The 24,725-nt window shown below is 66.5% G+C and carries 20 protein-coding genes and 1 pseudogene; 9 read left to right on the top strand and 12 right to left on the bottom strand.

What is annotated here, in order from left to right:
- Positions 1-279: 279 nt before the first annotated feature.
- The 4 genes from AC07R7_RS19720 to AC07R7_RS19705 form a co-directional block, all read right to left on the bottom strand.
- Positions 280-1,158 carry an alpha/beta hydrolase gene (locus AC07R7_RS19720; RefSeq protein ID WP_494636374.1) on the bottom strand — a complete coding sequence of 293 codons (879 nt, stop codon included), beginning with the start codon at positions 1,156-1,158 and terminating at the stop codon, positions 280-282.
- Positions 1,155-2,414: an enterochelin esterase gene (gene fes / locus AC07R7_RS19715; RefSeq protein WP_494636373.1), complete on the bottom strand. Its 1,260-nt coding sequence runs from the start codon at positions 2,412-2,414 to the stop codon at positions 1,155-1,157. The genes AC07R7_RS19720 and fes overlap by 4 nt, the downstream gene beginning before the upstream one ends.
- The gene (locus AC07R7_RS19710; protein WP_494636372.1) at positions 2,414-4,438 is read right to left on the bottom strand and encodes a TonB-dependent receptor domain-containing protein; all 2,025 of its coding nucleotides are present in this window, start codon (positions 4,436-4,438) and stop codon (positions 2,414-2,416) included. Before AC07R7_RS19710 ends, fes begins: the two co-directional genes overlap by 1 nt.
- Before the next feature lie 247 nt (positions 4,439-4,685).
- Positions 4,686-5,612, bottom strand: a complete 927-nt coding sequence (locus AC07R7_RS19705) for a LysR family transcriptional regulator (RefSeq protein WP_494636371.1) — start codon at positions 5,610-5,612, stop codon at positions 4,686-4,688.
- A 92-nt stretch (positions 5,613-5,704) separates the two neighbouring features.
- Between AC07R7_RS19705 and AC07R7_RS19700 the strand changes: the two genes are divergently transcribed.
- Positions 5,705-6,538: an oxidoreductase gene (locus AC07R7_RS19700; RefSeq protein ID WP_494636370.1), complete on the top strand. Its 834-nt coding sequence runs from the start codon at positions 5,705-5,707 to the stop codon at positions 6,536-6,538.
- 119 nt (positions 6,539-6,657) lie between these two features.
- On the opposite strand, the gene AC07R7_RS19695 is transcribed toward AC07R7_RS19700, so the two are convergent.
- From AC07R7_RS19695 to AC07R7_RS19675, 5 genes are all read right to left on the bottom strand, one after another.
- On the bottom strand, positions 6,658-8,793 hold the full coding sequence (locus AC07R7_RS19695; protein ID WP_494636369.1) for a phosphocholine-specific phospholipase C: 2,136 nt from the start codon (positions 8,791-8,793) through the stop codon (positions 6,658-6,660).
- 11 nt (positions 8,794-8,804) lie between these two features.
- Entirely contained in the window at positions 8,805-9,323 is a 519-nt protein-coding gene (locus AC07R7_RS19690; protein ID WP_494636454.1) for an alkaline phosphatase D family protein, read from the bottom strand.
- Positions 9,324-9,568: 245 nt separating this feature from the next.
- Entirely contained in the window at positions 9,569-10,132 is a 564-nt protein-coding gene (locus AC07R7_RS19685) for an HD domain-containing protein (protein ID WP_494636368.1), read from the bottom strand.
- Positions 10,133-10,171: 39 nt separating this feature from the next.
- Positions 10,172-11,101, bottom strand: coding sequence for a LysR substrate-binding domain-containing protein (locus tag AC07R7_RS19680; protein ID WP_492885614.1), 930 nt, complete (start codon positions 11,099-11,101; stop codon positions 10,172-10,174).
- A gap of 153 nt (positions 11,102-11,254) precedes the next feature.
- Positions 11,255-14,104 carry a TonB-dependent receptor gene (locus tag AC07R7_RS19675; RefSeq protein WP_494636367.1) on the bottom strand — a complete coding sequence of 950 codons (2,850 nt, stop codon included), beginning with the start codon at positions 14,102-14,104 and terminating at the stop codon, positions 11,255-11,257.
- A gap of 421 nt (positions 14,105-14,525) precedes the next feature.
- Between AC07R7_RS19675 and AC07R7_RS19670 the strand changes: the two genes are divergently transcribed.
- The 4 genes from AC07R7_RS19670 (at position 14,526) to AC07R7_RS19655 (ending at position 17,914) form a co-directional block, all read left to right on the top strand.
- Positions 14,526-15,803: a Xaa-Pro dipeptidase gene (locus tag AC07R7_RS19670; RefSeq protein WP_494636366.1), complete on the top strand. Its 1,278-nt coding sequence runs from the start codon at positions 14,526-14,528 to the stop codon at positions 15,801-15,803.
- 70 nt (positions 15,804-15,873) lie between these two features.
- Positions 15,874-16,887 (top strand): methionine ABC transporter ATP-binding protein, encoded by a 1,014-nt coding sequence (locus tag AC07R7_RS19665; RefSeq protein WP_494636365.1) that lies wholly within the window; start codon positions 15,874-15,876, stop codon positions 16,885-16,887.
- Positions 16,884-17,543, top strand: coding sequence for a methionine ABC transporter permease (locus tag AC07R7_RS19660; RefSeq protein WP_494636364.1), 660 nt, complete (start codon positions 16,884-16,886; stop codon positions 17,541-17,543). The genes AC07R7_RS19665 and AC07R7_RS19660 overlap by 4 nt, the downstream gene beginning before the upstream one ends.
- Positions 17,544-17,551: 8 nt before the next feature.
- The gene (locus AC07R7_RS19655) at positions 17,552-17,914 is read left to right on the top strand and encodes a hypothetical protein (RefSeq protein WP_494636363.1); all 363 of its coding nucleotides are present in this window, start codon (positions 17,552-17,554) and stop codon (positions 17,912-17,914) included.
- Between the two features lie 11 nt (positions 17,915-17,925).
- Here AC07R7_RS19655 and AC07R7_RS19650 read toward each other — a convergent pair.
- Positions 17,926-18,011: pseudogene (locus tag AC07R7_RS19650) on the bottom strand (hypothetical protein); the annotation flags it as partial.
- 10 nt (positions 18,012-18,021) lie between these two features.
- Positions 18,022-18,270, bottom strand: coding sequence for a hypothetical protein (locus AC07R7_RS19645; protein WP_082009197.1), 249 nt, complete (start codon positions 18,268-18,270; stop codon positions 18,022-18,024).
- Positions 18,271-18,387: 117 nt separating this feature from the next.
- On the opposite strand from AC07R7_RS19645, the gene AC07R7_RS19640 reads away from it, so the two are divergent.
- From AC07R7_RS19640 to AC07R7_RS19625, 4 genes are all read left to right on the top strand, one after another.
- Positions 18,388-19,206 (top strand): MetQ/NlpA family ABC transporter substrate-binding protein, encoded by an 819-nt coding sequence (locus tag AC07R7_RS19640; protein WP_494636362.1) that lies wholly within the window; start codon positions 18,388-18,390, stop codon positions 19,204-19,206.
- A 62-nt stretch (positions 19,207-19,268) separates the two neighbouring features.
- A complete protein-coding gene (locus tag AC07R7_RS19635; protein WP_492840237.1) occupies positions 19,269-19,994 on the top strand; it encodes a GntR family transcriptional regulator in 726 nt (241 codons plus the stop codon).
- Between the two features lie 167 nt (positions 19,995-20,161).
- Positions 20,162-22,579, top strand: a complete 2,418-nt coding sequence (locus AC07R7_RS19630) for a TonB-dependent siderophore receptor (RefSeq protein ID WP_494636361.1) — start codon at positions 20,162-20,164, stop codon at positions 22,577-22,579.
- 2 nt (positions 22,580-22,581) lie between these two features.
- Positions 22,582-23,859: an MFS transporter gene (locus AC07R7_RS19625; protein ID WP_494636360.1), complete on the top strand. Its 1,278-nt coding sequence runs from the start codon at positions 22,582-22,584 to the stop codon at positions 23,857-23,859.
- Between the two features lie 70 nt (positions 23,860-23,929).
- On the opposite strand, the gene AC07R7_RS19620 is transcribed toward AC07R7_RS19625, so the two are convergent.
- Positions 23,930-24,622 carry a TorF family putative porin gene (locus AC07R7_RS19620; protein ID WP_492885599.1) on the bottom strand — a complete coding sequence of 231 codons (693 nt, stop codon included), beginning with the start codon at positions 24,620-24,622 and terminating at the stop codon, positions 23,930-23,932.
- Positions 24,623-24,725 lie beyond the last annotated feature (103 nt).

Raw genomic sequence — 24,725 nt, 5'->3', positions numbered from 1 at the left:
GACCGGTTGGTTCGCGCCCGCACCACCCTTGTTTGGACATTTTGGCTTAAAGCCGAAGCGGTGTTCGACTTGGGGTGTCAGGTCTTCTTGGCCGATGGTCTCGGTTGGGACGGTTGGAGATCGGTGGGGCCGCGCAGGCCGCGCGCCGCCCTTGCCGAGACCTGAGCAACAAGGATCAGGGCCGGTGCGATCAGGACGTAGGCGACGAGGTCCCAGGGGCCGCGGCCGGGAAGGCCAGAACGGCGGCGAGCGTGAGGCTAGCGATGAAGGCGGCGCATTTCATGGACGATCCTCGGCGGCGAGGCGCAGGGCCAGGGGAAGAGACATTGTCAGGGCGCCGCCGTGCGACTGGCCGGGCAGCACGGTGACGTCGACAATCAGGCGCGGTGTGGCCGCCAGGCTCTCGCCCAAGGCGCGGACGCGGGCGACGGAGGCGGCGAAGTCATCCGGCGAAGGCGGCGAACCGCCGGTGCGTCGCGCTTCGCGGTCGCCGACCATCAAGGCGACGCGGACAGGACGGCTTGGGGAGCGGAACGGCGCGGCCGCGATCGCGCCGTCGCGCCACCAAAGCGAAGGGCTGACCGGAACGCAGGTCCGAAAGGCTTCCGGGGCCGCCCGCAACGTGTCCAGCACGAAGAGCGCGCCGTACGAGTGTCCCCAGATCGCCGCTTTTTCGGGATCCAGGCGACCGAGTTGTTCGAGGCGCGGCCGGATCTCTCCCAGCAGCAGTTCGCGAAAGGCGGCCGATCCCCCCTCGGGACGGCCCGGCGTCTCGGGCGGGCCGGGCAAGGAAGGCGTGTCGTCGAAGGTCCGCGCCAGGTTGTCGAACCGTTGCTCGGTCTCGTAGCCGATGGCGATCAGCGCCAGATCCGGAACGCTCGCCAGATCCGCGGGCGTCAGGATCGTGAAGGCGGCGTTGCCGTCCAGGAGGTAGAGTGAGGGCCAGCCGCGCCGGGGCGGCCTGCCCTTGGGCGTGGCCATGTCGACCCGATAGCGGCGCTTGCCGTCGGCCGAGAGGAAAGCGTGGCGGGTGATCCTGTGCGTTGCGGCGCCGGTTTCGAACAGGCCGGGGCCGGTGGGACCTGTTCCGGGCTGAGCGAGCGCCGGCGTGGCGGGCAGGCTGGCCAGCACGGCCAGCGCATGGCGTCGGGAGATCATCGCGGGTCTCCAAGCAGATGGATCAAGCCGTCGGAAAGCGTGCCACGCCAGGCCAGGTCGTCGTGACCGCCGGCGAACTCGACCTGCCGGACCTCATAGCCCTTGGCCCGCAGGACGTCGGCCAGCTTGCGGGTGGTCGAAAGGATGCTCTCCGAGCCGCCGGTCGACTCCAGCAGGCCGGCGTCGAGATAGAAGCGGACGGGCTTGCGGTCCTGCGCCTGGACCTGTCGCGCCACCCAACCGGCGGCGTCGGAAGGGGGCTTGCCGTTATCGGGCTCCCACCAGAATGATCCTGACTGGCTGAGCGCCGCGCCGAACCGTTCTGGACGCCTCAGGGCCGCGCAGGCGCTGGCCAGCCCGCCGAAGCTGGAGCCCGCCAGAACGGTTCTGGCCGGATCATCCGAGACCGACGCTCTTCCGCGGATCCAGGGCAGAAGTTCATCGGCCAGCATGTCGGCGAAAGCGGGATTGCAGGCCAGATCGACCCCGCGCGCCTCTCGCGTGGGATTGGCCACGAACACTGCCGTCACCGGTGGGATGGCGCCGGCGGCGATCAGGTTGTCCAGGATCGTCGGCGTCGGGATCGACGATAGGTAGCGATCGGCGTCGAAGACGATGATCAACGGCGTGTTCCTGGTTGGGCCCGGCGGCGAATAGACCGTCACCTCCCGCCCGGCGCCCAGGGTCTTGCTCTCGAACACGCTGGTCGCCAGCCGCCCCTTGGCGACCGCGCGCGGGGAGACCCAGGGCTGAGGAGACGCACCGGGAAGCTCGACAACCGAGGACGTCTCCCAGCGATGCGGGTTCAGCGGATCGGGCGCCAGCGCCGCGACCAGCCCCGCGCGATACGCGGCGCGGTCGCCTGGGGCGCCGCGCTTGGGATCCGGCGCGAGCTGGTAGGACAGTCGGGTTCCGGCCGGCAGGCGCACGGTCTTGAACCAGACGTCGCTGCCGGCCAGCCGTTGGAGATGGTTCTCGCGTCGGTCCGCTGTCCACACCGGCCAACTGAGTTCGACCTCGCGATTGGTCTCGCCGCGCCAGAGGAAGGTGACCAGCGCCGAGCCGTCGGGCCTGGGCTCGACTAGGGGCGCGCCCCCGGCCCTCACGCCGGCCCAGAACTCCGCCGCGGCGCCGGGCGCCGACAGCGTCTGGCGCAGGGCCTCGAGCCGCGGGCTTTCCAGCGGCGCGGCCAGGGCGGCTGCGGCCAGGGCGGCCGGCGTCAGGCCGGCCACGATCGCCCAGGGGCGCGACGCCATCAGAACCGCCGCGTGACGGCGGCGAAGAAGCGGCGACCTTCCTCGTTATATTCGTCCGAGGTTTGGCGCTTGATCGCCTTGTCCGCGGTGTTCAGCACGCCGAACCGCACCGTGGTCTCGGGATTCAGGGCGTAGGCCGCGCCGATATCGACCGTGCCGTAGCCCTGGCGCTTCACGTTGTTGGCGGCGTTCGTGTAGACGGCCAGGAACTGCTCGCCGACATAGTTCCAGGTGGCGAACAGCGACCAGGCGTCGGTCGGACGCACGTTGACCGTGGCGTTGGCCGAGTGCTTGGGCTGATAGATCATCGCCAGTTCGACCGGATTGCTGCGGTTCTTGCTGTCGAGGTAGGTGTAGTTGGCGGTCAGATCGACCTTGTCGCTGACTCGGAAGCGGGCGTTCGCCTCCAGGCCCTGCGACCGTACCCTGGCGATGTTCTGGTTGCGGAAGATCGGCCGGCCATCAGGCAGGAAGCCCACGAAATTGGAATAGGTCGGCGCCAGCTTGACGTCGCGCGTGCGGCTGGTGATGTCGATCATGTTCTTCAGGTCGTTGCGGAAAACGGTGACCCCGCCACTGAACCGGTCGAACTCGGCGCGCACGCCCAGTTCGCGACTGGTGGCCGTCTCGGGCTTCAGCTCGGTCGAGCCGATGATGTAGCAGCCCGTCGTGGCGCTGCCGCAGGACACCGAACCCCAGTTGGGGCTGTTCTGCAGCAGGGTAGGCGCGCGGAAGGCCTTGGCCGCGCCGCCCTTGAACGTGATGTTCGGCGTGGCGTGAAAGACGAGATAGGCGCGGGGGCTGTGGTGACCGCCGAAGTTCTCGTGGTCGTCATAGCGGTCGCCGATCGTCAGGCGCAGATCGTCGGTGAAACGAACCTCGTCCTCGATGAAGGCGGCCTTCTGGTCAACCTGGGTGACCGGGTTCTGATTGTAGGTCGGCGTTCCGGGCAGGCCGCGCAGGTTGGCCGGATCCTTCAGCTCCTGGCGCCGCCACTCCGCGCCCAAGGTGATGGTCTGGCGTGCGGCGTCCCAAGGCAGGGTGACGCGGCCGTCGACAGCGGCGTTGGTCGCTTTGTTCGGGTTCTTCTGACCGGTGACGTTGCCGATCTCGTTCTCGATGCGGTCGCCGTAGGCGCGCAACTGGGTGTCGCCGAAACCATACTTGCCCTTGTGGGTAAGCGACCAGTCACGACGCTCCATCGGGAAGCTGTCGTGGGTCAGGCGGTTCCAGCCGAGGTTGGCCAGGACGGTGTTGGCCTTGTCGGGCGTCCAGGCCAGGGTTGCGTCGACGTAGCCCTCGTGCTTGTCGCGGATGCCGAACAGCGGCGCGCCGCCGCTCGTCGTGGGCGGGTTGACGTTGTTGGCGTCGCCGAGGCGGCGGTTGTAGCCGCCATAGATCTTCAGACCCAGGACGTCGTCCTTCAGGGGGCCGCTGGCGAAGAAGCCAGCCTTGTAGGCGTCCCCCGCGTCGCCGTCCTCCTGCAGCACGTAGTCAAGACTGGCCGAGCCCGTCCAATGCTTGCCGACCGGCTTGGTGATGATGTTGACCACGCCGCCGATGGCGTCCGAGCCATAGAGCGAAGACATCGGGCCGCGCACCACCTCGACCCGCGAGATCGCCTCGACCGGCGCCCAGCCGGCGTCGAAATCGTTGCCGCGGAACATGGCGCTGGTCGAGTTCACGCGCTTGCCGTCGATCAGGAAGAGTGTGTAGGCGCTGCCCAGGCCGCGTAGCTGGATCGTGCGCTGATTGCCCGAGCGGTTGAGGGTCACGCCTTCGACCCGGTCGAGGATATCGGTCAGGTCTCGGACCGGACGGACGTGCAGATCCTCCTCGGTGACGACCGAAATGCTGGCGGGAGCATCGGTCAGCTTCTGCTGGGTGGCGGCGGCGGTGACGACCACCTGTTCGACTTGATTGACGGCAGTCTTGCTTTCGTCGGCGTGGGCTAGGCTGGCCGGGGTCAGCAGCGCGACGCTCGCCCCGGCCATGAGCAGCGCCCGGCTCTTGATTCCGATCATCGTTGGACCCCCTTGGCTTTCGTACAACGACCGGGCTTCTAACGAGCCATATTTGCAAATGCAAATCAGTCGCATCACTTAAGGGCGATGCGAAGCAGAGCCATGACCGCGCAGCGGCCGTCGGCCATGCCCGGCGCGGGAGGCGTGTCCGCGAGACCGGCGCGTCTTCGCGTCGAGCGTGGCCAGCCGCGTCAAGTCCGCCAAGTTCTCATGGGCTCAACGCTTTCGCCGCTCGTTGGCAAGCGGACTAAGTGGCCGAAGCGCCGTCGCGGACCGCGTCGATGAAGGCGCGCAGGGCTGGGCTCATCTGGCGCTGCTGAGGAAAGCACAGGTGGTGGCCCGGGAAGGGCTCGCACCAGGGCTCCAGCATCGGAACCAGCAGGCCATCGGCGATGGCCTGGCGGGCGGTGCGCTCGACCGAGAAGGCGATGCCGACGCCGTCGATGGCGGCCTTGAGGGCGATGTCCTTGCTGTTGACGATCAGCGGCCCGTCGACCTCGACCTCGAACCAGGCGCCGTTCTCGAAGAACTCCCAGCGATAGGGCTGGGTGCGGCCCGGCCAGCGCCAGCGGATGCAGTCGTGGCCTAGCAGGGCGCGCGGATGGGTCGGCAGGCCGCGTTCGGCGATATAGCTGGGCGCGGCGACCGGGATCTGTCGCACGGGCGGCTCCAACGGCACGGCGATCATGTCGCGCTCGATGACCTCACCGATACGGATGGCCGCGTCGAACCCGGCCGCCACGGTGTCGACGACTTCGTCGTCGATCGTGATGTCCAGCACGACCTGCGGAAAGGCGCTGCGGAACGCGGGCAGGATCGGCTGGAGGTAGAGCTCCGCGGCCGAGCGGAACACATGGACCCGCACCGTCCCCGACGGACGCTCCTGGTAGAGGCGGGCCTGGCCGACGGCCTGGCTGAGCTCGGCCACCGCCGGAGCGACGCGGCGCAGCAGGTTCTCGCCGGCCTCGGTCAGCGAGACGCTGCGAGTGGTGCGGTTCAGCAGACGAACGCCGATCCGGTCCTCGAAGGTCCGAACCACCTGGCTGAGGGCGGACGGCGTGACCCCGAGGATCTCGGCGGCGCGAGTAAAGCTCAAGGCCTGGCCCACCGCCACGAAGGCGCGCAGGTGGACGAAGTCGCCGCCGCTCAGCATCGCGTTGGTGCTCGTGGTCATTGTTTAGTCCGGCTAATAAGCTCACGCAGATATAGTTCTATTCTGAAGTTGCTCTGAGGGGCGCACAAGGTGCGCCTCACAAGGAGCATGCGATGACGAAGCATTGGTTCATCACCGGGATCTCGCGCGGCCTGGGGCTCGCGCTGGCCCAGGCGGCCCTGGCGCGGGGCGACACCGTGGTCGGCACGGTCCGCTCGGGCGCACCGGCGATCGAGGCGGGGCCGGGGATGCTGCACATCCTGACCCTGGACGTCACCGACGGCGCGGCCATCGACCGAGCCGTCGACGAGGCCTTCCGCCTGGCCGATGGAAGGTTGGACATCGTGGTCAACAACGCCGGCTACGGCCTGCTGGGGGCGCTGGAGGACGCCACGGACGCGGAGGCCGAGCGGCTGTTCGCCACCGACGTCTTCGGGCCGTTCAAGGTCATCCGCGCGGCCTTGCCCCGGCTGCGCGCGCAGGGCGAGGCCCGGATCCTCAACATCACCTCGATCGCCGGCCGGGCGCCGGGGGCGGCCTCGGCGCTCTACGCGGCGGCGAAGTACGCCCTGGAGGGCCTGACGGCGTCGCTGCACCAGGAGGTCGCGCCGCTGGGCGTCAAGCTCACGGCCGTCGCGCCCGGCGCCTTCCGCACCGACTTCCTGTCGACCCACTCCATCCGCCTGAGCGAGACGCGGGCCGAAGGCTACGACGCCACGGTCGGCAATGCCCGCGCGGCCTTCTCGTCGATGGCTGGCCAGCAGTTGGGCGATCCGGACCGCGCCGCTCAGGCCCTCCTGCGCATCGTCGACGCGTCCGATCCGCCGTTGCACCTGCTGCTGGGCTCCGACGCCCTGCGCCGAGCCCGCGCCAAGCTGAAGGCGGTCGAGGCGGAGATTGGGACTTGGGAGGACCTCACGATCAGCACCGACTTCCCGGAGGCTTGAGGCGTTCTCAGAACGCCTCAAGGTCCAGCGCCTGCTTGCGGAACTGAAGGCTCGGTGGCCGTCCGTGCGGCTATACGCGCACGACCCGGCTCCTTGATGTTTCGGTTCTTCTGTCCGGATTACAGAGTCAGCGCCATCGCCCCAATGCCGGGGTCGGTGCGGCCCGGTTTGCCGTTTTCGACGCGCCCGGCATAGCGCCAAAGGCTGTCGGCATCGGCGGCATCCGTCAGGCTGATATCATACCAAAGGTCGCTGGCGGCGAGATCGAGGGCGATTTCGCGCTGCTCGCCGGGCTCCAGTGCGATGGCCTGCTGGCGTGAGGCGCCGGCGGCGACGGGATAGCGCGGATCGACGCCAAGGCTGAGCTTCGCCTTGGCCGAGGTCTCATTGCGCAGGCTCAGCATAACCTTTCCGGTCGCCGGTTCTTCGCGCAAAGCGACCCGGACATAGCCGTTCTTGGACGGGCGACCGCGGAAATGGCGGTAGAAGCCATTGGGCCCATGCACGGCCAGATCGTAGGCTTCCTTGTCCTTGTGGTTCCACTGCGCCGCCGTATGGCGCTCGCCCGCGACCAGCGTGTAGTGCCACGGCGCGCTCAGGCCGTAGGGCGCGTAGTCGTGGATGGTGAAGACCGCCGCGTGGCCGCCGGTGTTGGCGAGCTCGACCAGCAGGTTTTCCCCGTCTGGCCGCAGATCGGCTCCCAGGCGATAGGGCAGGGCGCGCGCCGGTCTTTGCACGCGAGGCTGCTCGGCGGGGGTCTGGAGCGCGGGGATTTTCAGGGCGGGCTGGCGCGCGGCATGGGCCAGGCGCTGCGTGTAGTCGTCGGTGGACGGCAGGTCGACGCCCCGCGCGTTCGGAGTCTTGAAATCGAAGCACGAGGTCAGATCGCCGGACACCGCGCGCCGCCAGTCGGAAATGTTCGGCTCCTTCACGCCGAAGCGCTTTTCGAGGAATTTCAGGGTCGAGGTGTGGTCGAAGACCTGCGAGCAGACGTAGCCGCCGCGGCTCCACGGCGAAACGACGATGGCCGGGACACGGATGCCGAGGCCCAGCGGCTGAGGGCCGCTGACGCCGGGGTGGGGATGTTTGTCGTAATCCTTGAACTCGCCGGCCACGCTGACGCCGCTATAGCCCCGCGTGGCGTCGGCGGCGGGCATGGGGGGCAGCATATGGTCGAACAGGCCGCCCGCTTCGTCGTAGTTGAGGATGAAGACGGTCTTGGAGAAGACCTCGGGATGATCGACCAGAGCTTCGATCAGCTTGGCGGTCAGGTTTTCGCCGTCCGCCGGCGTCCAGCGCGGGTGTTCGGACAGGGCGGCCGCCGTGACGATCCACGACACCTGCGGCAGGCGTCCGGCGGCGATGTCGGCGCGGAAGGCTTCGACGAGTTGCTTGCCGTCCGACCGGGTGCGGTCTGGGCCGTCCTTGTGCTCGGACACCCATGAACGGCCACGCTTGTAGAGGTTGGAATCCTTGTCGCAGGGGCGGAAGGGCTTGAACACCGACAGGATGTTGTCGCCGAAATTGTCGTATTCCTGATAGACCTTCCAGCTTACGCCCGCCGCCTCAAGGCGCTCGGCGTAGGTCGTCCACTCATAGGCCTTGATCGGCTGATCGGTGGCCATGTCGGCCGAAGGTGTTTCGTCCTCGCCGTAGTTGCTCATCACCGGGTCGCCGCCCACATGCCCGCCGCCGTTGCAGCCGGTCCAAAGATGCAGGCGGTTGGGATAGGTCTGGGTCAGGGTCGAGCAGTGGTAGGCGTCGAGGATGGTGAAGGTCGAGGCCAGAGCGTGGTAAAAGGGCAGATCCGAGGCCTTGTAGTAGGTCATGCGGTGTTGAAGCTGCCGGGAAACGCCCCACTGATCGAAACGTCCGCCATTGACGATGATCGTCGCGGCGCTGTGCCCCTGATCCGCGCCGTCGACCACATAGGCGTTGGCGGTCTTTGAATCGGCCCAGTAGGGCTGCACATAGCCGTCCGGGTGCTGATCGCTGGGCTGACGCCAGACGGTGTGACCGTTCCGCAGCCGCAAGGGGCGCGGATCGCCCAGGCCGCGCACGCCGGGGAAGCCGCCGAAATAGTGGTCGAAGGCGCGGTTTTCCTGCATCAGGATCACCACGTGCTCGACGTCCATGATCGTCCCGGTGCGGTTATTGGCCGGGGTGGCCATGGCTTTTTCCAGCGTCGCCAGCGTGGCGGCGCTCAAGCCGGCGGCGCCCAGCGCCTTGAGGAAATGGCGGCGGTCAGCGGTCATGGCGACGTCTCTCAGCTATAGGTCAGTTCACTGAAATTGAGGCGATAGGCGATGTCGGTCGCGCCGGTCTGGCTGTCGCTGACGCGATAGAGGATGTGCGGCGCGTTGTAGTCGTCCGCCTCCCACTGGATATCCAGGAGGCACATGGCGTGCAGGCTCGTGGATACAGGGGAGACGCGGTAGAGGTTCTTTTCCGGCTTCTCGATCTGGTTGAGGCCGCAAAACTGCAGTTCGACCGCGTCGTAGCCCAGAGCGCCGCGCGCGCGGGCCACCTCGCCATAGTGTTGATCGCCGGTGATGAAAACGACGCCTTCGCGGCGATGCTTGCGGATAATCTTGAACAGGCGGTCGCGGGCGCGCGGATAGTCTTCCCAGGTCTCGGAGCCCGTGCCGGCGTTGAGCAGGATCTGCGTGCCGCTGATCACCAGCGTCAAGTCGGCCGGAACAGCCAGTCGGCCGTCCAGCCAGCGCCATTGCCCCTCGCCCAGAATGTCGCCGTGTCCATCGGGCGCGTCGCGACGCCAGCGCACGTCCAGCAAGATGACGTGCAGCCGGCGCGAAGGTGTCGGTTTCGAGGTTCCAGAAGCGCTGGAAGGCCGTCCTGGAGACCTCCTTCAGCGGATAGGTCCGATCGGCGTCGTTCGCGCCATAGTCGTGATCGTCCCACGTCGCCATGTGCGCGCCCTGAGTGTCCCCAATCAGCATAATATCGCATTATAGAGTCGTTGATATAATGCGGTATTATTATGATCGCGTGACGATCGGGTGGGGTGGCTTACGGGTTCAGCGCCGCCACGAGGTGACGCTCGAGAAACTCGTCGAGGCTGTCGGTTACGGCGTTCTTGTCCTTGGCCAGCTCATCGATACGCCGCAGGGCGATCGCCTGATCGGCGAAGGGCTCGTGCAGGAAGGCCAGTTGCTCGGCGTCGTCCATCACGCCGCCCTGCAGCGCCAGGGAGATGCGGGAATCTTTCGACAGGCCGTCCTGATAGCCGGGTTCCACGCTGCACAGATAGCGTTTGGCGGCCACATGCAGGCGTATGGGCTCGCTCACGGCCAGGGGAAAGCGCGCCGCCGCCCATTCGGCCCCCAGGGCTTCGTGCAGATCGTCGACGCCCTCTTCCGCGGGCGCTTCGCCCAGATCGTGGATCATGTGCCCGACATCGTGCAGCAGGCAGGCGATGACGAGGGATGACGACAAGGCCTGCGCTTCGGCGTGGGCGGCCGACTGAAGGGCGTGCTGCAGCTGATTGATGCCGTAAAGGCCGTAAGGGCGCTGGGCGTTGCCCAGATAGATGTCGCGGATCTCGCTAAGCAGGGCGGGGGCGGGGTTTGTCATAAAAATATCAAATCCATCATGCGATGACATTTGATATTGTTATAATGCGGTTCCCTTTAGTCCAGCAAGGCGAATGAAGGCCGAAACCGCTGGAATTTCCATGTTTTCACGCAAGGTGACGATGTAAACGCCGCCGGTGCGAGGCATGCCGTGGACGGGCAAGGCCTTCAGTCGGACGTCGTGTCCGATTTCGCCATCCAGAATACAGCCGAACCCGATGCCGTGGGCGGTGGCTTCCTTGACCGCTTCACGGCTTTCGACGATGAAGCCCCTTTCCACGCTGGCGGCGCTTCGACCGAGCGCGATTTCCGTCAGGGCGCGCGTCACCGAGCCCTCCTCCCGCAGGACCAGCGGCAGACCGCCCAGCTCACGGGCTTCGATGTGAGCGCGCTGGGCGAAGGGGTGATCGACGGGCACCATCAGGTTGAGCGACTGCTCGAAAACCAGATGGCAGGCCAGGATCGGATCGGGCTCCAGCAGCGAAATGATCGCCACATCGGCCCGACATTCCATCACATCCTGCGTCAGGGAGCGCGTATTGCCCAGCCGGGTGGAAATCTCGATATCCGGATAGGTGCGCCTGAATTGACTGATCAGCTGCATGGTCGCCGGCGGCGTCGAAAAGCCGATCGACATGCGCCCGCGCTTCAATCCACTGAATAGATTGGCGGTCATCTCGAAATCGTCGACGCGGCTGATGACCAGCCGCGCCCGCGTATAGAGCTCGCGCCCGGCGTCGGTCAGATTCTGGTTCTGGGTGCGCCGGTTCAGCAGTCGAACGCCGCAGATCTGTTCCAGCGCGTTGATCTGATTGGAGATGTTTGGCTGGGAAACGCCCAGCACGGCGGCCGCGCGCGAGAAGGAGCCTTGATCGACGACGGTGACGAAGGCCTTCAGGGCCCCGATCGACAGGCTGCCGGCTTCACGGCGGCGGCTACGCTCGGCGCCATCGTCAGGCGAAACGGCCATGATTCTCTCTTCGACAGGTGACTGACCCGGACCATACAAATCGGGACCGGAAACTCAAACAGACCTTGGCTCGGGGGCCAGTCACTCGCCCGGAGGCCAAAGAAAAGCCCTTCCGGCGCGAGCCGGAAGGGCAAGGAAAAAGATTAAACCTGATCAGTAGGAATAGGCGACGCGCAGGATAAAGTTCCGGCCCGGCTCCATGTAGTCCTTTTGATAGGTCGGGTTCTTACCCTTGGTCGTATAGTAACGGTGACCATCCAGGATATTCTGAACGTCGAAGTCGACCGTCAGACCCTGGCGAATGGTGTAGCGGGTATGCAGGTCGAGCGACTTGTTCGGCTGCACCCACTTGTCGACCGCGTTGTCGCGCGTGTCTTCGATGTAAGCGCCTTGATACTGATAGCTGAGTTTGGCTTCGATACCGTACTTCTGATAGGTCAGAGAAGTGTTGTAGATCAGGTCCGGCGCCTGCAGGAACGTGATCGGATGGCCGCGACGATAGTCCAGGCCCGTTTCGGCCTCGGACGTCTGCGAGGTGACGTTGGCCTCGACGCCGAAGCCGTCGAACGGCGCCGAAAGACCTTCGAACGACTTGATCAGGTTTAGCTCCACGCCCGTCAGGGTCGCGTCCTCGCCGTTCTGCGGCTGAGTGATGGTGATCGTGCCTTCCTTGGTCGGCGCGTTGACCGAGCGGCCGTTGGTGAAGATGAAGTTCTTGATCTTCTTGTGGAAGACGCCGACGGACACCACGCTGGAGCGATCCGGATACCATTCGGCCGACAGGTCGAAATTGACCGACTCACCGGGCTTCAGGTCCGGATTGCCGCGGCTGATGGCGATGATTTCCTTGGTCGCGGGATCGCGGGTCACGCTTTCGCCGCGCGAGATGTTCGAATATTCCGGACGCGAGAAGCTGGTCCAGATCGCGCCGCGATAGACCAGGGTCTCGCCCTGACGGTAGACAGCGGTGATGCTGGGCAGGAAGTTGGTGTAGTCGCGGTTGGTCTTGCCGAAGCCCGACGTCGTGGCGTCGGTGATCCACGCGGTGGTTTCCACCTTGGTGTGTTCGACGCGGGCGCCGCCGACGACTTCGAGACTACCCGACCTGACATGGGCCAGCGCATAGCCGGCATAGATGGTTTCCGAGCCCTTCTTGTCATCCTTGCTGAGGTCCGCGGTCGAATAGGACACCGGATTGGCGGCGCGCGCCGCGTTCACCGCGGTGATGACCCGTTCGCGGCTCAGGATGGAGCCATAATAGTAGCGGTTCTTGAAGAAGCCATCGACCTGACGCTCGACCAGGCCGGACGCCGCCAGCGACTTGCCGTTCAGCGGCGTGCCGGACAAGTCCCCTTCCCAGATCGGGGTGGAGTCATATTCGCGCTTTGACTTGAGATACTTGAAGCCGCCTTTCACATAGTCGATCAGGCCGTCCATCTCATAACGAGCATCGAGCTTCAGCGCGGTGCGGGCGTCGGACTGCTTGTCCTTGTTCATCGACGCGCCGTCGAACGGCAGCAGATCGTCGCGGTGATCGACATTGGCCGCATAGGCCGGAAGCTGCGCCAGCGGGAAGCGCGGATCGGCCGACGACCACAGGATGCCGGTCGAGTTGAACATAGGATCGGTCGAGCACTTATCGCAGTTGTAGCCGATGCCGTAGTACAGCGGCGTGCCCTTCTCGCCGTAGGAGTAGCTGAGGTCGTAGTCGAGCGTCAGACGCTCGAAGCGGCTCTGGCCCCCGGCGTTGATCGTGTAGAGCGAGGACTCCTGGTCCTGGGACTCATGGGTGCGGGCGAACTGGAACGCCTTGGGGTTCCACACGCCCGAACGGCCAAACAGCGACCAGTACGAGTTGCCCGACTTGCGGTCGGCGTCGGTGATCAGGCCGTCCTTGTCCGTGTCGACGATCTGGCCGACGGTGTAGCCGTAGATGTTGCCCTTCACCGCATCGCGGCCGGTGATCATCTGCTCCGGCTGCAGAAGGGTCGTGTCTTCCAGGTTGACCTGCGTCAGGCGCTTGGTGGGACGGCTGCGGAAGTCCGTGTAGTCATTGGTGCCCGTGCGGTTCAGCTTGGCGTACTGGCCGCGGACATAGAAGTTGTGCTGGTCGATCTGATAGTCGGCCGAGAAGTTGCCGCCAAAGCGCTCCTGTTCGCCGCGACGGAAGTCCAGGTCGATGCCCGGCAGATACATCGAGCGGCTGTCGATCGGTTCGATCGAGTCCTTGCGCCAGCGGTAGGGCTCCCACTCGCCGTCGTTCTCGGACTCTTCGTTGGTGTAGTGACTCTTGCCGTAATAGACCGATCCGAACAAACCAAAGCGGCCATCGCCGAACTTGCGCGCGCCGTCGATCTGGATCTGGCCGCTGCCGGCCGGCTCGTCCTGCTTCTGGGCGCGGTCATTGAGGCCGTAGGAGGCGAAGACGCGCAGGGTGGGCTTGCGGAAGTCGAAGGCGGTCGGGGTGACGAAGTTGACCGAACCGCCGATGGCGTCACCGTCCAGATCGGGCGTCAGCGTCTTGTTGACCGAGATCGCCTTCAGGCCGTTGGGCGGCAGGACCGTCATCGACATCTTGCGCGAGCTGGCGTCCGTCAGCGCCACGCGCACGCCGTTGATCGAATAGGCGTTGTAGGTGCTGGCCAGGCCGCGGATGGAGACGTATTCGCCTTCGCCGGTCTCCTGATTGACGACGACATTGACGCCGGGGATGCGGGCCAGGGCGTCGGCCACGTTCGCGTCAGGCAGCTTGCCCAGATCGTCGGCGGAAATGACATTGACGACGCCGGTGGCCTTTTTCTGATCCTGGATCGAGTTGGCGGTCGACAGGCGCTGACCGGTGATGACCACCTCGCTGACGGCGTCGTCGGCGGAGGGTTTGGCCTTGGCTTTCGGGGCCTGCGTATTGGCCGTCTGGGCGTGGACGGCCGGAGCGAAAGCGAGCGCGAAGACGCTGACGCCGGTCAGGGCCGCGAGCTTGAGACGCGATGGCGGGTCGAACATGGATAACTCCGTTGATTGTGTCCCGACGCCCGCTCAAGGCGCGCGCCGTCCCCCTCCCGTCGGCGATCACCGACGGGTTAACGCCCTGAAAAGCCCGGCAAGGAGGCGGTTCAGGGAAGAGCTGTGCGAGGCTGGATCCCGTTTGCGATGCGACGTTCGTGAAGCCCCCTGGACGAACGAAGATATAAAAAATGCAAATGAGACGCGTGTATCTATACGATTAAAGTATGACGGCTTGTTGACGCCGCGACGTGCCGACGCTGGCTTGCATCTCGGCTGGCCAGGCGTCAGCGGAGGCCGGATGCGGCTGGTGTCGCCGAAGGTTCCCGGGCTCGGTCAGATCCGGCGAGCGGGGTGGAGGCTCGACGGCGCGCGCGGGCGTGCTAGCGTCCTCCGCTCAAGTTGGATGGGGACGGATCGAATGCATGAGGGGATCAAGGCCGCGGTGCTGGCGGCGGGCGTGCTGGCGGCGGGCGCGGCGAACGCGGCGCAGGTCGAGGCGGTCAGCGCCGCGCGGCTGCTGGACGTGGCCAGCGGCAAGTATGTCGACAACCCGTTGGTGATCGTCACCGACGGTCGCATCACCAGCATCGGCAAGAAGGGCGACGTGGTTCCCGCCGGGGCCAAGGTCGTCGACCTGCCAGGCGCGACCCTTTTGCCGGGCCTGATCGACATGCACACCCATATCGACGGCCTGGCCGAGATCGGCGGCTATAACAGCCTGGAATACAGCGATCGCTTCTGGAGCGTGGTGCAGGTCGCCAACGCGAAGAAGACGCTGGAGGCGGGTTTCACCACCATCCGCAACGTCGGCTCGGCCGACTTCGACGACGTCGGCCTGCGCGAGGCGATCGACGGCGGCTATGTAATCGGCCCGCGCATCGTCACGGCGACCTGGGCGATCGGCGCGACCGGCGGCCACTGCGACTCGACCTTCTTCCCGCCGTCGATGGACGAGAAGGGACCCTACAACATCGACAGTCCGGACGAAGCGCGCAAGGCGGTCCGGACGCTGAAGAAGTACGGCGCCCAGGTGATCAAGATCTGCGCGACGGGCGGGGTGTTCTCGCGCGGCGACGAGCCGGGTCAGCAGCAGCTGACCTATGACGAGATGCACGCCGTGGCCGACGAGGCCCACATGGCCGGCATCAAGGTCGCCGCCCACGCCCACGGCGCGGCGGGCATCCGCGAGGCGATCAAGGCGGGGATCGACACCATCGAGCACGCCAGCCTGGTCGACGACGAGGGGATCAAGCTGGCGGTCCAGCACGGAACCTACTTCTCGATGGACATCTACAACACCGACTACACCCAGGCCGAGGGCAAGAAGAACGGCGTCCTGGAGGATAACCTGCGCAAGGACCGCGATATCGGCGAGATCCAGCGCCAGAACTTCAAGAAGGCGCTGAAGGCCGGGGTGAAGATGGTCTATGGCACCGACGCCGGGGTCTATCCGCACGGCGACAACGCCAAGCAGTTCGCGGTCATGGTCCGCTATGGCGCCACGCCGCTGCAGGCGATCCAGTCCGCGACCCTGACCGCCGCCGAGGCCCTGGGCCAGACCAAGGACGTCGGCCAGGTCGCCGTCGGCCGCTGGGGCGACATCATCGCGGTGGCCGGCGATCCGCTGGCCGACGTGACGGTGCTGGAAAAGCCGGTGTTCGTGATGAAGGGCGGGGCGGTGGTGAAGCAGCCGTAACCCGGAGCCTCGACTATCGGAGCGCGAGCGCCTAAGTGCAGCGCTCCGAAAATCACAGGATCTTCTTGTCGTGATCGCCTTCGAGGCTGTTTCCAAGACCTATGCGGCCTCAAGCAAGGAAGGGGGCGCTCACGCGGCCCTTCGCGAGGTCTCGCTATCGGTGAAGGCCGGCGAGGTGTTCGGCGTGATCGGCGCCTCGGGCGCGGGCAAGTCGACGCTGATCCGGCTGATCAACGGGCTGGAGACGCCGACCGGCGGCAAGGTGATCGTCGACGGCGACGACGTCGCGGCCCTGGGCGTCGAGGGCCTGCGCGCCCTGCGTCGCCGGGTCGGGATGATCTTCCAGCACTTCAACCTGCTGTCGGGCAAGACCGTCGCCCAGAACGTCGCCTTCCCGCTGAAGCTGGCCGGGCGTCCGGCCGCCGAGGTCAAGGCGCGCACGGCCGAGCTGCTGGAGCGGGTGAGCCTCACCGCCCACGCCGACAAGTATCCAGCCCAGCTGTCGGGCGGCCAGAAGCAACGGGTCGGCATCGCCCGGGCGCTGGCGACCAATCCCAAGGTCTTGCTGTGCGACGAGGCCACCAGCGCCCTCGACCCGGAGACCACCGAACAGATTCTGGACCTGATCTCGGGCCTGAACCGCGAGCTGGGCCTGACCATCGTGCTGATCACCCATGAGATGGACGTGGTCCGCCGCGTCTGCGACCGCGTCGCCGTGCTGGACGCGGGGCGCTTGGTGGAGGAGGGGCCCGTCGAGGACGTCTTCCTGCATCCCAAGAGCGCCACCGCCCGCCGCTTCGTGCGCGAGGCCGATGGCGAACCCGCCGCCGACGCCGCCCTGTCGGGCCGCGTGGTGCGCCTGACCTTCCGGGGCGAGGCGACCTACAAGCCGGTGCTGGGCGAGGTGGCCCGGACCACCGGCGTCGATTATTCGATCCTGGGCGGGCGCATCCACCGCCTGCGCGAGACGCCCTACGGCCAGCTGACCCTGGCCCTGACCGGTGGCGACGTCGCCGCGGCCATCGCTCAGTTCCAGGCCTTCGGCGTGCGTGTCGACGAGCTGTCCGGGGAGACCGCCCGATGAGCGTCTCGAATATCGACTGGAGCGAGATCGGCCAGGCGACCATCGATACACTGTCCATGCTGGGCGGTTCGCTGGTGCTGACCATCGCCCTGGGCCTGCCGCTGGGCGTCATCCTGTTCCTGACCGGCAAGGGCCAGATGCTGGAGAACAAGGTCGCCAACGGCCTGTTGTCGCTGCTGGTCAACGTGCTGCGCTCGGTGCCGTTCGTGATCCTGCTGATCGTGATGATCCCGCTGACCGTGGCGCTGGTCGGCACCTCGCTGGGCGTGGCCGGCGCCATCCCGCCGCTGGTGGTGGGCGCGGCGCCGTTCTTCGCGCGCCTGGTGGAGACCGCCTTGCGCGAGGTCGACAAAGGGGTGATCGAGGCCAGCTTCGCCATGGGCGCCAAGCGGCGTCAGGTGGTGCTGGGCGCGTTGTTGCCCGAGGCGCTGCCGGGCCTGGTGGCCGCCGCGACCGTCACCGCCGTGGCCCTGGTCTCCTACACCGCCATGGCTGGCGTGGTCGGCGCCGGCGGCCTGGGCGACCTCGCCATCCGCTTCGGCTACCAGCGCTTCCAGACCGACGTGATGATCGTCACCGTCGCGCTGATGCTGGTGCTGGTCCAGGTGCTGCAGATGATCGGCGATGCGGTGGTGCGTCGCGTTTCGCACAAATAGAGCTGACGATGACCGACGATATCGACCAAGGCGACCAACCCCTCGACGCTCATTGGGACGCCGCCTTCGCCAAGAGCATGCTGGGCAAGACCCTGCTGATGAACCTGACCTTCCTCGACGAGGACGGCGAGGTGGCCGAGCGCCAGCAGTTCTTCGGCGTGGTGATCGACGCCACCGAGGACGAAGGCATCGTGCTGGACCTGCTGGGCGAGCACGATGGCGACACCTACACCCTGCCGCCCCAGACCTCGGCCATCCAGATCGCCGAGGCGGGCGTCACCACCCTGGCCGGCGAGACGCCCGACTTCATCGCCAACTGGGTCATCCACGGTGAGCCGGACGTACCCGAGCCGGCGAACGACGAGGACTAGAGGCCTCGGGGGCGTCCTCGCCCTTCGACAAGCTCTGGGTGAGGACGAATGCTGACGTTCGAGTAGAAACCTCATCCTGAGCTTGTCGAAGGACGAGGTTTCGGCCCCTAGGCCTGGTCGAACGGGTGCGGCAGGCGGCCGGCCTTGAACAGGATGTCGGGGTTCTCGTCGTAGTCGCCCAGTTCGACGTCGGCGCTGGCCGAAAAGGCGACGACGCCTTCGCGCAGCGGCGCCAGCCGCTCGGCCTTGCGGCGCGCCTCTTCCGCCGTCTTGCAGCCGATCTGCTGTTCGGCCTTCAGGCCCTTGCCGCGTCCCGCGACATAGGCTTGCACGATGTGGACGGTTTCCTTGGCCATCCCCCTCCAAGCCGCCTGTTCGGAGGCCGGGTCAAGCGATCGCTCGACAGGCCCTCAGGAAATCTGATTTCCTCAAGAGGCGCTGACGAGGCAAAAGCCTACCCGTCAGATCGCCTTATGGAGCCGTTCATGGTCGCCCGCCGCGCTATTCTCGTTCTCGGCCTCGCCGCCATGGCTCTGGCTGCGTGCGGCCCGAAGGAACCCAAGGCCAGCGCGCCCGACACCCTGACCGTGGCCGCCACCGCCGTGCCGCACGCCGAGGTGCTGGCGTTCATCAAGCCGAAGCTGGCCGCCGAGGGGCTGAACATCGAGATCAAGGTGTTCAACGACTACGTCCAGCCCAACACCCAGGTGGCCGAGAAGCGCATCGACGTCAGCTATTTCGAGACGTTGCCGTATCTGGAGAGCTTCAACCACGACAAGGGCACGAACCTGATCCCGATCCAGGGCGTCCACGTCGAGCCGATCGGCGCCTATTCGTCGAAGTGGAAGTCGATCGCCGCCTTGCCGGACGGCGCCACGGTGGCCATTCCCAACGACGGCAGCACCGAGGGGCGGTCGCTGATCCTGCTGGCCAAGAACGGCGTCATCACCCTGAAGGACCCCACGAACGCCCTGGCCACGCTCCGCGACATCACCGGCAATCCGAAGAACCTGAAGTTCAAGGAGCTGGAAGCGCCGGCCCTGCCGCGCGTGCTGAACCAGGTCGACCTGGCGGTGATCAACACCAACTACGCGCTGGACGCCAAGCTGAACCCGTCCAAGGACGCTCTGATCATCGAGGACAAGACCAGTCCCTACGTGAACTACCTGGTCGGACGTCCGGACAACAAGGATGACCCGCGCGTCAAGAAGCTGGCCGCGGCCCTGACGACGCCGGAGGTCAAGGCGTTCATGGAGCAGAAGTACGCAGGGGCGGTGATCCCGGCGTTCTAGTCGCCCTAGCCACCCCTGAAATTTCACATTACCTATCAGCGACCGCCGCTCACGGATCGCCCATGGCCTCGCCCTCACTCAACGCCGCTCGCACCCTGGTGCTGGACGTCGCCAACTCCTCGGGGCTCGAGGACTGGTCGCCGGACCTGCAGAAGACCAAGGTCTACGAGCGGATCCTGCTGGACCTGATCCTGGGCGAGTTGCCGGCCGGCGCGCGTCTGGACGAGCAGTCGCTGGCCGCCCACTACGACACCGGCCTGGCCGGGGTGCGTGACGCGCTGGGCCGCCTGGCGCTGGAGGGTCTGGTGATCCGCCGGGCCCGCTCGGGCACCACGGTCGCGCCGCTGGATCTGGTCGAGCTGCGCCAGGGTTACGACGCCCGGGTGCTGATCGAGCCGCACTGCGCCAGCCTGGCGGCCAAGCACGCCTCCAAGGGCGAGGCCCAGACGATGTACGACGTCTTCGCCGAGGGCGAGGCGGCCGCCAAGATCTGCGACCTGCCGGCCCTGGTGGCCATGGACCTGCGCTTCCACGCCCTGGTCGCCCGCGCCTCCGGCAACCTGGCCCTGGCCCGGATCCTGATCCCGCTGCAGCACAAGGCCGCCCGCTTCTGGGTGTTTTCGTTCAACGGCGCCACGGAGCAGGAACTGCTGGACGAGATCGAGGAGCACCGCCAGGTCGCCCGCGTCATCGCCGGCGGCGACGCCGAGGCCTCGCGCAACGCCATGCTGCGGATCCTGAACGTCCAGCCGGAGGCCCAGACCCGGCCGCACGTCGGCGCGGCCTAGACGCCTGGATCCTCCCCCGCGATGCGGGCGAGCAGCTTCATAAGACCTGCGTCTTTCCGGTCACAGCGTCATCGCAATCTCTTCTGAAATGTCAGAAGGCATTTTGACGAAGATCAAGACATACCCAGATATCGGAGCGTGACCGCCAGGCCTTCCCGCCCGTCGGCGTGAAGGCCGAAACTCCGATGTCGTCCAGAAGCGTTCTCCTGTCCGCCAGCATCCTGGCTCTTTCGAGCACGACCGCGTTCGCGGCGCATGCGGAAGACCAGGTGGCCGATCAGGTCGATGCGGTGATCATCGTGGCGCGCGACAAGGCGGGCCTGCTGGAGAAGCAGCCGAGCACGAGCGTCTTCGGCCTCGCCAAGCCGTTGATCGAGACGCCGCGTTCGGCCAGCCTGGTCAGCGACGTGACGCTGGAGCGCTACGGGGTGCTGACCCTGGATGGCGTCACCAAGGTCTCGCCGGGGACCCACACCGCCAGCTTCTATGGCGTGCCCGGGGCGCTCAACATCCGCGGCACCCTGGCCGAGAACTACTTCAGGGGCTTCAAGCGCGTGGAGAACCGCGGGACCTATTCGACCCCGATCGGCGGGGCCTCGCGCATCGAGATCCTGCGCGGCCCTCCGACCCCGGTCTATGGCGCCGGCAAGGTCGGCGGCCTGGTCAACTTCATCCCCAAGTCAGCCCGCGACGAGGGCCGCTTCCTGGCCAAGCCGGAGGGTGAGCTCACCGCCACGGTCGGCGGCTACAACAAGAAGCTGGTCACCGGCCAGTTCGGCGCGCCCGTGAACCTCGGCGGGGCCGAGGGCGGCGTCTATGTCTATGGCGAGGCCGAGGACAGCCACAGCTACTACAAGGGCGTCTATCCGCGTCACCAGACGCTGGAGGTCTCGTCTGACTTCGACCTGGGGAACGGCTGGAGCACGGCCTTCGGCGGCATGGCGTTCCACTCGGACGGCGACGTGCAGACGCCGGGCTGGAACCGCCTGACCCAGGACCTGATCGACAACCGGACCTACATCACCGGCCGCGACACATCGCTGCTCGACGCCGACCACAACGGCAAGCTCACGCCCAATGAAGTGGGGTTCTACCCCTATGCCAGCGCCCTCTACATCCCGTATTACGGCTTCCCGAGCACCGACGCGGCCCACACCTTGGACACCGGCGTCGGCACGACGAAGCTGGACAGACGCACGGTCTATATCAGCCCCGCCGACTTCTCGAAGACCAACACCCAGACGCTCTATTTCGACCTCGCCAAGGACCTGGGCGGCGACCGCGCGATCAAGCTGCAGCTGTTCCACGACCGGCTGGAGAACCGCCGCTTCGTCTCCTATGGCTATCCGGCCACGACCGACGCCAAGGTCAGCGAGATCCGCCTGACCTACGCCTTCCCGACCGATGTCGGCGCCGTTCACGCCCGCACCCTGGTCGGCGGCGCGCATCGCTGGTTCGAGGGCCGCCGGCGCGAGAGCTTCAACAGCGGCCTGATCGCGCTCGATCGCCGTGACATCAGCTTCGGCCCCACGCCGACCGACACCATCGACAGCCCGTTCGACACGGAAGCCGGCGACATCGGCCTGCAGTGGGAGAACGACAACCGCTCGACCTGGAAGCAGACCGGCGTCTTCATCACCTCCGACATCGAGGCCGGGCGCTTCAACCTGGTGCTGGGCGGTCGCTGGGATCACTACAGCGTTGAGAGCGAAGACACCGGCGTCCTCAGCTACGTCATCGCCGGCAAGCAGGCGGACGATCGGAACAAGGCCACCTACGGCGCCAGCCTGACCTACAAGCTGCCGATCGGCCTGATGCCCTATGTCAGCTACGCCAAGGCCGCCGCGCTGGAGATGAGCCAGGCCGGCGACGTCGCGCCGAACCTGGTGGCCGACGGCTCGTGGCTGTCGAGCTCGGACCTGACCGAGGCCGGCGTGAAGTTCCAGCTGCTGCGCGGGACGCTGATCGGCTCGCTGGCGGCCTATCGCCAGAACCGCACTCAGATCGCCGGCGCCATCGCCCCGCCGGTCGTGCAGGGCACGCGCGCCAAGGGCGTCGAGGTCGAGGTCCGCTGGCTGGCGTCGGAGCGCCTGTCGTTCACCCTCGCCGGCAACAGTCAGCGCACGACGATCAAGGGCCCGGACGCCTCGTTCCAGTACATCCCGGCCTATACGGCGGGCGTCCCTGGGGCCCAGAGCTATGGCGGCTCGTACGTGGTGTGGAGCTTCGCCAGCCTGCCGGGACGGAGTGGCGACTACGCCTACACCCTGATCCCGAAGTCGGTGGTCAGCCTGTACGGAACCTACACCAGCAAGGGCTACGACTGGGGCCAGGCCGGCGCGACGGTCGGCGTCAGCCATGTCAGTCGCACGGCGGGCACCGTGCAGAACGCCGTGCGCTATCCGTCCTATTCGGTGGTCAACGCTTCAGCTTTCGTGAACCACGGGCCGTACACCCTGTCGGTCAATATCGATAACCTGTTCAACAAGTTCTATTTCACCCCCGACGCCGACACCTACGCCAACCTCGGCGCCTTGCCGGGCAAGGGGAGGGAGTGGCGGGCCACCCTGAAGCGGACGTTCTGATCGTGACCAAGCCTGACGACCGCTTCCGCCCGTGGCTGCTGCTGGTGGCGTTCAGCCTGCTGCTGTTCCTGATCACCGCCTCGACCTACGGCTCGCTGGGCGTCGTCCTGCCGGCGATGATCGGCGAGCTCAAGTGGAGCTTCGAGAAGGCGTTCCTGGGCTTTTCGGTGCTGGGAGTCTTTACGGGCGCCTCGTCGTGGCTGCCGGCCATCCTGATCCGCCGGATCGGCGTGCGCGGCACGCTGCTGCTGGGCGCGGCGGTGCTGGCGGCCGGGTTCCTGGGGCTGGCTAATTCCGAGAGCCTGCTCAGCTATTATGTCGGCGCGGCGGCCTGTGGCGTCGGCTTCCAGATGGCGGCCCTGATCCCGGGCACCCACGTCCTGTCGTCGCTGTTTCGCAAGCGCGCCCTGCCGTTCGGCGTCTACTTCACCTTCGGCTCGCTGGGCGGCGCGGCCGGGCCGTGGATGACCCTGACTCTGATGGGCATGAGCGGCAACGACTGGCGAGCCTACTGGATCGTCCAGGCCGGGCTGGCCGCCGTCGTCGGCCTGGCCTGCGCCCTCATGGTCGGCGGTTCCAAGTGGCTGAACCAGGCCGCCCATGCGGTCGACCTGGAAGTCGAGCAGGAGGCCCGTCAGGCCCCGGCCAACGCCCGTGTCTACCGCACGCCCTATGAGTGGACCGTGCCCCAGGCGCTGCGGACCCCGCAGTTCTACATCCTGGTGGCGGCCTATTTCAGCCACCTGCTGGTCGGCGTGACCGTGGCCAGCGTCTCGGTGACTCACCTGACGGAGCTGGGAGTCGCCGCGGGCGTCGCCTCGGTCGCGGCCGCGGCGCTCGCGGCCAAGATGCTGAGCCTGGAATCGCTGATGCAGACCCTGGCCCGACTGGCCGGCGGAGCGCTGGGCGACCGGGTCGATCCGCGCTGGCTGCTGATCTTCGCGCAAGGGATGCTGGTCGTCGGCCTGCTGGCCCTGGCCAAGGCCGCGAGCCCGGCCCTGATGCTGCTCTACGCCATCGGCACGGGTGTGGGCTTTGGCCTGACCGTGCTGGCCGTGACCGTGCTGCTGCTGAACTATTATGGCCGCCAGTCGAATCTGGAGCTGTTCTCCCTGACCTGCCTGGTCGGCGCGGTCTCGGCGGCGGGGCCGTTCATTGCCGGAGCGATGCGCGACCGGCTGGGGAGCTTCTCGCCGACCTTCGAACTGTTCGCGGCGGTGACGGCGGTGGTGTTCGTCGCCGTCCTGGCCATGCGGCCGCCTAAAGCGCCCGCAACCTAGGCCGACAAAGAAAAAGCCGCCCCGGCGAACCGGGGCGGCTTCGTCTTTTGGTCTCTAAACTCAAGTGAGCTTAGAACGCGGCCTTCAGGCTGACGGCCACGCGGCTGTCGTAGATCTTGCCGAGGCTGTGCTCGTCGGTGTCGTGATAGCGAACGTCGACGGTCAGGTTTTCACCGACCAGATAGCCGACGCCGACATTCCAGGTGTTGTAGCTGGTGTAGTTCTCGATTTCCTGGTGACCGACGGCGCCCGAGACGGTGAAGCGCTTGGTCAGCGGCAGGGCGGCGTTACCTTCGACGTAGGTCGCGTCGCCACCCTTGCCCGGCCATTCCGGCGAGTAGTAGACGGCGGCGCCCAGGGTCGCCGGACCGAAGGTGCGCGACACCGCAGCCTTCAATTCGGTGTAGCTGTTGGCGCCCGGCGCACCGTTCTTGTCCTTGCGGTAGCCGTAGTACAGCACGCCGAAGTCGAACGAGGTGTCGCCCACGGTCGGCTTCACGCCGGCATAGACGTCGACTTCCAGGTCCGGATCCTTGACGCCGAAGTCGACGTTCGAGCCCCACACGCCGGCGTAGAACTTGCCGTAGGTCAGATCCAGGCCGCCTTGGATGGCCGGATCTTCCTGGGTTTGGCTGATGCCGCGGAAGACATAATCACTGGTGAAGGCGATGTTCGGAGCGAGCTTCAATTCTTGGGCCATCGCGGCGCCCGACAGCGCAACGGTGGCGACGGCCGAGGCCAGCGCGATCTTCATGGCTTTCATAGTTCTATCCCCTTTTCTGTGTCGTTCTCCGGGCTGTGGACCCGGAACCCCGACGCGCGCCTGCAAGCGCTTGCGTCCCCCAAGGATTAGTTGAGGGCGTATG

It is taken from the genome of Caulobacter sp. GW821-FHT05F04 (assembly GCF_059419665.1).
The sequence above is the reverse complement of the archived record's forward strand: the minus strand, read 5'-3'. Positions and strand labels throughout refer to the sequence as shown.